Origin of the sequence: Pseudomonas putida, from assembly GCF_028682175.1 — a bacterium.
Lineage (GTDB): Bacteria > Pseudomonadota > Gammaproteobacteria > Pseudomonadales > Pseudomonadaceae > Aquipseudomonas > Aquipseudomonas putida_AD.
In genome coordinates this window covers 24,046-30,678 of the sequence record NZ_JANHKS010000059.1, presented here as the reverse complement: position 1 = coordinate 30,678, position 6,633 = coordinate 24,046, and the positions used below count along the sequence as shown (strand labels likewise).

The window sequence follows — 6,633 nt, the reverse complement described above, 5'->3', positions numbered from 1 at the left end:
ATCTCCGCCCCCGCCGGCAAGCCGTGCTGCTACGGGACCGTGGCGATACCATTCTCCAGCTCCCCCGCAATCACCACCTTGGCCTTGGGCAGATACCGGTCGGCGATGCGCTCCAGCAGCAGGGTCACGGCGCTGGTTCCTGCCCGCGACGCATCGTGGGCGATACAGGCGATGGGGATGCCGAAAATGTCGGCAAACGGCAGGCGGTCGATGCCGCAGATCGGCAGGCTGTCATGGGCGATATCGCGATCTCGCAGTGCGCGCATCGCCCCTAGGGTGATCAACTGGTTGAAGCCGAAAATCGCGTCCGGCATCGGCTGCTCGTCAAGGTAGGCGAGGGTGCTCTGGTACGAAGGCTCAAGGGTGTAGTCGCCTGCGAACACGTCCAGCCGCACGTCTTTGCCACTCGCGGCCAGCGCCGCTTTCACGCCCTTTAAACGCTCCTCGGAAATCCGCGAGTGAGCGGGGCCCGTCAGCACCAGCAGGCGCTGCATCGCTGGGCTCTGGGCCAGCAGGTAGCGCGCACCCTTCAAGCCACTGTGGTAGTTGTCCAGCACCACATGGCTGAAGGGGCTGCCGTGCAGCGCGCGGTCCAGCTGTACTACCGGGACGTCGCCGTTGCCCAGGCGGCTGAGGTAGTTGGGCTGATATTCAGGTTCGTCCGAAACCGGCGACAGCACGATCCCCGCCACGCGATAGCTGAGCAGGGTGTCCACTGCCTTGCGCTCCAGCTCTTCAGAGCCGTCGGTGTCCACCAGCATGATGGTGTAGCCGTGCTTTTTCGCCTCGCGGGAGATGGCCTTGATCATCTCGCTGTAGAAGGGGTTGTCCACTGACGCGGTAATCACCCCGATAATCATGCTCTCGCTGCGCTTGAGGCTGCGGGCGAAAGCGTTGGGCACGTAGTCCAGTTCCTGGGCAACTTCCAGGATGCGGGCCAGGGTCGCGGGCTTGACCAGGTCGGGCTTGTTCAATGCCCGGGAAACCGTGACCGGAGTCATGTTCACGCGGCGGGCGATGTCGGAAATGGTGACGGGGGCTTTTTTGCTCATGGACTTCTGGCGGCCTTGAAACGGGACAGCCTGCGAAACGCTCGCACAGCTGACAGATGATGCAAGGCTAGCACGATGCGAGTGCTTGGGGATGCGTTGAAGTTAGTTGATGTTAACGTTTTCATACGGAGCTTTCAGCGGGAAATGCCGCTGTTGTGCTCGTGATCCCATCGCGGCGGTCAGTGAGGCTATCACCTCGACAGGGGAGTTTTTCGACGTTTGTACGCACTTTGTGGATAATGTGTGTACTTTTCATAGGTCTGGAGGGTTCATGACCGCGCCTGCTTCATCTTCTCGCGACTTCTTCATCGCCGCGCTCGCCCTGTTGATCGCCATGCTCGGTACCACGCTGCCGACGCCGCTGTACGCGATCTACCAGCAACGGCTGGGGTTTGACGCGAGCTGGCTGACGATCATCTTCTCCATCTATGCCGCAGGTGTACTCGCAGCCTTGCTGGCGGTCGGCAGTTGGTCCGATCAGGTGGGACGCCGCCCGATGCTGTTGGCGGGCTTGTTGATGGGTGCGTTGAGCGCCGGGATCTTCCTTTACACCGACTCGGTCACGGGCTTGTTGATCGGCCGGCTGTTCTCGGGTTTTTCGGCGGGCATCATGACCGGCACCGCGACCGTGGCCGTGATCGAACTGGCCCCCAAAACCTTCAAGAACGCTACCTTGATGGCCACTGCCGCAAACATGCTGGGTCTGGGCATGGGGCCTCTGCTTGCCGGGTTCACTTCCCAGCATCTGCCGGACCCGCTGCACCTGGTGTTCTACGTGCATCTGGCATTGCTGCTGCTCGCGGGGCTGGGCGTGGCGGCGATCCGCGAAACCGTGCAGCGCCCGGCGCAACTGAAACTCAGCATCCAGAAACCGTCAGTGCCGCCGTCGGTGCGCGCCGTGTTCATCCCGGCCTCGATTGCCGGGCTTGCAGGGTTCAGCGTGGCGGGGCTGTTCACCAGCATGGTGCCATCGGTGATGATCCACATCATGCAAGTCCACGGCGGGCTGCTGATCGGTGCAGTGATCGGCCTGTTCTTCGTCGCGTCCATCGTCGGGCAGGCGTTGCTGCAATGGCTGCCCAAGGCGCAACACATGACCCTGGGCTGCGTCGGGCTGGTGTTCGGCATGATCTGCCTGGGCTTGAGCATCGCCTGGGCTCAACTGCCGTTCTTGGTGGCGGCGGGCTTTCTGGCCGGAGCAGGGCAGGGCATGATCCTGCGCGCAGCCATTGGCGCGGTGACGGCCAGCAGCCCGCCTGACCAGAAAGCCGCCGTGACCTCTGCGTATTTCGTGGTGCTGTACATCTCGATTTCGGTGCCAGTGGTGGCCGTCGGGTTCAGCGTACGGGCCTTCGGCCTTGAGCACGTGGGCGAATTCTTCGCAGGCCTGGTGACCGTCGTCGCGCTGCTGGCGATGGTCAGCATGAAGTGGGTGCAGTCCCGCGCTACAGTGCCTACACCGACCCTGTAGCAGCCGGGCTTGCCCGCGGGGGCGATCTCACGGCCGCCCCCGCCGGCAAGCCGTGCTGCTACGAACTGCGGATCACTTGGCGATCGGGTCCAGCCCGCTGGCCTTGATCGCCGGCGCCGCCGCAGACGAACTCAGGAATTCCAGAAACTGCCTGGCCTGTTCCGGATGCTTGCTCTTGGTTACCACGCCTGCCGAGTACAACGTCATCTGCTGCGCCTGATCGGGAATCAGGCCGACGATGTCGATCCCTTCAACCGGCTTCAATTCGCTCAACTGCTGAAAGCCGATCTCGGCGTCTCCCCGCGCGACCACCTCTCCCACAGGCGTCGCCGGAATCATCTGGCTCTTGCTCTGGATGCGGTCGGCGATGTGCATCTGGTTGAACAGCACGCGGGACAGGTACACGCCGCTGGCGCTGTCGGAATAGACGATGCTTCTGGCGTCGATCAACGTCTGTTTGAAGGCTTCCATGGTGCTGATGTCCGGGTGCGGCGCGCCATGTTTCACCGCCATGGCGATGTAGGACTTGCCCAGGTCCACGCGGGATTTCGGATCGACCTGGCCGTCCTTGATCAGCTTGTCCAGCGCGGCGCCGACCATCAGCACCACATCCGCCGGCTCCTGGCGCGCCAGGCGGTTTGGAATGGCCTGGGGCGTCGCGCCCATGGACGGCGCCACCTCGCCCTGCAGGCGCACGCCGACGCGCTGTTCATAGTCGGGCGTCACGGCCTTGAACGCACCCATGATGCCGCCGGAGCTCAGGACTATCAGTTGTACGGGGGCTTGCGGGGTGGCTGCATGAACGAAGGCCGCCGGAATGAAGGAAAGGGCGGCGCTGAGCAGATAGGGCAGAATTCTTTTCATGAAGATGAACCTGAAAATAATGGAAAGTGGCTCTGACGATATGAAAAACAGCGCGGGCAGTATGTGGCAATCCCGCGGTGAGTAAATCCCTTTCTTGTAAAGCATTGAGTCACAGACGCTGTTCGCCGGGTCAGGTTCAGTCAGGGCCCGATGTCTGAAAACGACACGCTGTTTGCGCATCCCTCAAGAAACATTCGGCTGCGCCGATGCTCATGGCGACACCTCTCATCTTTTCTGGAAGTTCGCCGTCCATGTTCAATAAACGTCTAAAGCAAGAGTTGGCTGCCCTGCGCGAAGAACTTTCGTCGGTGGAGCAGGTGCGCAGCAGCCTGGACAGCGAAATGCTGGCGATGCGCCTCGATCCGCAAGGCCGGATCGAGTCGGTGAACGGCAACTTCGAAGAGGAGATGCATTACCGCAATTCGGACCTCGTGGGCCGCGCCATCGAAGAGCTGGTGCCTGCGCACGTGAAGAATTCGGATTTCAACCACCGCATGAAATCAGCCATCAGCCGGGGCGAACACCTGAGCGGTGCCTTGCGCCTGATGCGCGGCAACGGTCAGGAAGCCTGGCTGCGGTCCATCGTGCAACCGGTGCGCAACAGCGGCGGGCGGGTGATGTATTTCACGGTTCACGCCAGTGACCTGACCCGCACCATCGAGGCCTCCCGCGAACACGAAAACCTCATCGAAGCCCTGCAACGCTCCACTGCCGTGATCGAGTTCAACCTCGACGGTGAAGTGCTGTCGGCCAACGAGCGTTTCCTGGGATCGATGGGCTACTCGCTGGCGCAGATCCAGGGTCACCACCACCGCATGTTCTGCGAGACCCAGGAGGCCAACTCGGCGGAATACGCCGCATTCTGGGACAAGCTGCGGCGCGGCGAGTACGTGGCCGGGCGTTTCAAGCGGGTTGACAGCCGTGGCCGCGAGGTCTGGCTGGAGGCATCCTATAACCCCATCACCGACGCCCACGACCGCCTGTACAAAGTGGTGAAATTCGCCACCGTCATCACCGAACAGGTCAACCGCGAGAACGCCGTGGCCGAGGCCGCGAATATCGCCTTCAGCACCTCGCAGCAGACCGACGGCAGCGCCCAGAAAGGCGCCGCCGTGGTGCAGCAGACCGTGGAGGTCATGCGCGAACTGGCCCAGCACATGGAACAGGCCGCCGAGCGCATCGCGGCGCTGGACAAGCAATCGCAACTGATCGGCTCGATCATCCAGAGCATCAGCAGCATCGCCGACCAGACCAACCTGCTGGCCCTCAACGCCGCCATCGAAGCTGCCCGCGCCGGTGAGCAAGGACGTGGTTTCGCGGTCGTCGCCGACGAAGTCCGCCAACTGGCCTCGCGCACCAGCAAGGCCACCGAAGAAATCGTCGGCGTGGTCAAGCAGAACCAGCAACTGGCCGAGCAGGCGGTGAACGTGATCATCAGTGGCAAGCAGCAGGCCCAGACAGGCCTTGAGCTGGCCGGGGAGGCCGGGTCGGTGATCGTCGAGATCCAGGACGGCGCGCAACGAGTGGTCAGCGCGGTGGGGCAGTTTGCCAATCAGCTGTCGGGTTGATCAACCCACATCAAAATGGTTTTTGCTTCACCATTTTTGTTAGAAAACAGCGTTTTTTCTTTAAAATCGTTCAAAGCCGCCCAGATCATTCATCGGGCGGCTTTTTTTAGCCCAGAAATTTCGCGACCAGCGCAACGATTTCCGCTCTGATACCGGCGTCTTCCAGCAAAGGGTATTGCTTGAGCAGCTTGTTTCCCACTTGTCCCTCAGACTGATGGACGGAGCGGATGATGCGGTCGATGTCCGCATCCGGTCCTTCAAAGACATTCTTGATCGCGTCGCGCAGCAACTGGTGATTGCGCAGGATGCTGGCTTCGTCGCGCATCTCTTTCTCGACCGTCTGGCGTAGCACCCGAGCGAGGTATTGGGCGTGGGCAGTCAGGTCGATATAGCGCCAGGCCGGGGCGGTGTCGGCGAATCCGTCGTAGTGCAGATTCGACTCCATCCCGTCGGGGTATTTCACATAGCCTTCGAAGCGAACGGCGGGCTCGATCATCTGCATCAATGGGCGTGAGAACTCATCGAGCACCTGATCGTAGTTCTGCGGGCGCAACGTGTGATCCTGCATCACTGCAGAGACCGGCAGGATGTAAGGGGCAGGGACGGCCTTGTCTCGACGCAGGATGTCGTTGATCAGGAAGCGCGAGATTCGCCCGTTTCCGTCGCTGAGCGGATGGATGTACACGAAGCCGAACGAGATGGCCGCAGCCCGCAGGATCGACGAACTGCCCCGGGTATTGATCTCGAAGGCCTGCAATCCTTGCAGCATGGCTTCGATTTCCTGCCAGTCGGGAGCCAGGTAATGCAGCACATTCTGAAAGCCCCGGGTCTGGCCGACGAATACCGGAGACTGGCGAATGCCATAGGACAGCGCCCGCGGCCCGAGAATCTCCTGCTGGATCGCGGCGATCTGGTCCTGAGTCAGGGGAGGAGCACCCACCCCGCAACGCTGTTCCATCACGGCAGCGAAGCGCTTGATGCGATCGGTCTGCTGTTCTTCATGCTCGATGGCGAAGCTGGATCTGCTTTCCTTGATCGTCAGCCACACCGCGCTGCGCAAGAGGGTGTCGTGACCAAACTCGACCCCAAGGCGTGCCAGTTCGGCATTGAGGTCATAGTCGATCAGTCCGGCCAGCGCTTGCGTGATGCGAATGAGCGGGCAGAAGTGCGCAGTCCCCGGCAGATTGTCGATCACCCTCCAGCGCGAATTGCGTTGCGGTGCCTGGCTGACCAGATAGCGTTCACCGTCCATGAACTCGACGTAGTTACCCTTTTCGACGCCGGGATAAGCGAGCGCCGGGTTGCCAAACCATTCATACAGAAAGCAGGCGCGCCGGGCATACTGCCCGGTTGGCTCGGCTCTGATCCACTGTTCAAGCTCGGCAGGGTCTATGCGCGAAAACAGCCGGGCGAGGAGTTCAAGGTGAATGGGCTCACGCTTGAAGGCGAAGGTCAGGTGTTCGGCCAGGGTGGGGCCGGGTTGATACTGGGCAGGGAAGACTTGTTCGAGGACGCCATCGACGATGCTGTCCTTGCGCATGCTGCCGATCTTGCTGCGCACTTTCAGCGGCTGGCACACAGCGACCTCGTAGGTCTGTGCAAGCCAAGCGTAACCGGCGCAATGGCGCATGTGAAGTCCTCAAAAGAGTTACGGGTTCCTCATTATTGTTAGAAAAAG

The 6,633-nt window shown here is 61.4% G+C and carries 5 protein-coding genes and 1 pseudogene; 3 read left to right on the top strand and 3 right to left on the bottom strand.

Going from position 1 to position 6,633, the window contains the following annotated elements; all coding sequences use genetic code 11:
• Positions 1 to 29 precede the first annotated feature (29 nt).
• On the bottom strand, positions 30 to 1,052 hold the full coding sequence (locus NPS29_RS25650; RefSeq protein ID WP_274136084.1) for a LacI family DNA-binding transcriptional regulator: 1,023 nt from the start codon (positions 1,050 to 1,052) through the stop codon (positions 30 to 32).
• Positions 1,053 to 1,323: 271 nt separating this feature from the next.
• Here NPS29_RS25650 and NPS29_RS25645 point away from each other — a divergent pair, with 271 nt between their 5' ends.
• Positions 1,324 to 2,523 (top strand): MFS transporter, encoded by a 1,200-nt coding sequence (locus NPS29_RS25645; RefSeq protein ID WP_274136082.1) that lies wholly within the window; start codon positions 1,324 to 1,326, stop codon positions 2,521 to 2,523.
• A 72-nt stretch (positions 2,524 to 2,595) separates the two neighbouring features.
• Here the strand turns inward: NPS29_RS25645 and NPS29_RS25640 are convergent, their stop codons facing one another.
• Entirely contained in the window at positions 2,596 to 3,387 is a 792-nt protein-coding gene (locus NPS29_RS25640; RefSeq protein ID WP_274136081.1) for a substrate-binding domain-containing protein, read from the bottom strand.
• 206 nt (positions 3,388 to 3,593) lie between these two features.
• Here NPS29_RS25640 and NPS29_RS28985 point away from each other — a divergent pair.
• Positions 3,594 to 4,415, top strand: a pseudogene (locus NPS29_RS28985) (PAS domain-containing protein); the annotation flags it as partial.
• 12 nt (positions 4,416 to 4,427) lie between these two features.
• Positions 4,428 to 4,955 carry a methyl-accepting chemotaxis protein gene (locus NPS29_RS28980; protein ID WP_400610991.1) on the top strand — a complete coding sequence of 176 codons (528 nt, stop codon included), beginning with the start codon at positions 4,428 to 4,430 and terminating at the stop codon, positions 4,953 to 4,955.
• 106 nt (positions 4,956 to 5,061) lie between these two features.
• On the opposite strand, the gene NPS29_RS25630 is transcribed toward NPS29_RS28980, so the two are convergent.
• On the bottom strand, positions 5,062 to 6,585 hold the full coding sequence (locus NPS29_RS25630; RefSeq protein WP_274136077.1) for a Fic family protein: 1,524 nt from the start codon (positions 6,583 to 6,585) through the stop codon (positions 5,062 to 5,064).
• Between the last annotated feature and the right edge of the window lie 48 nt (positions 6,586 to 6,633).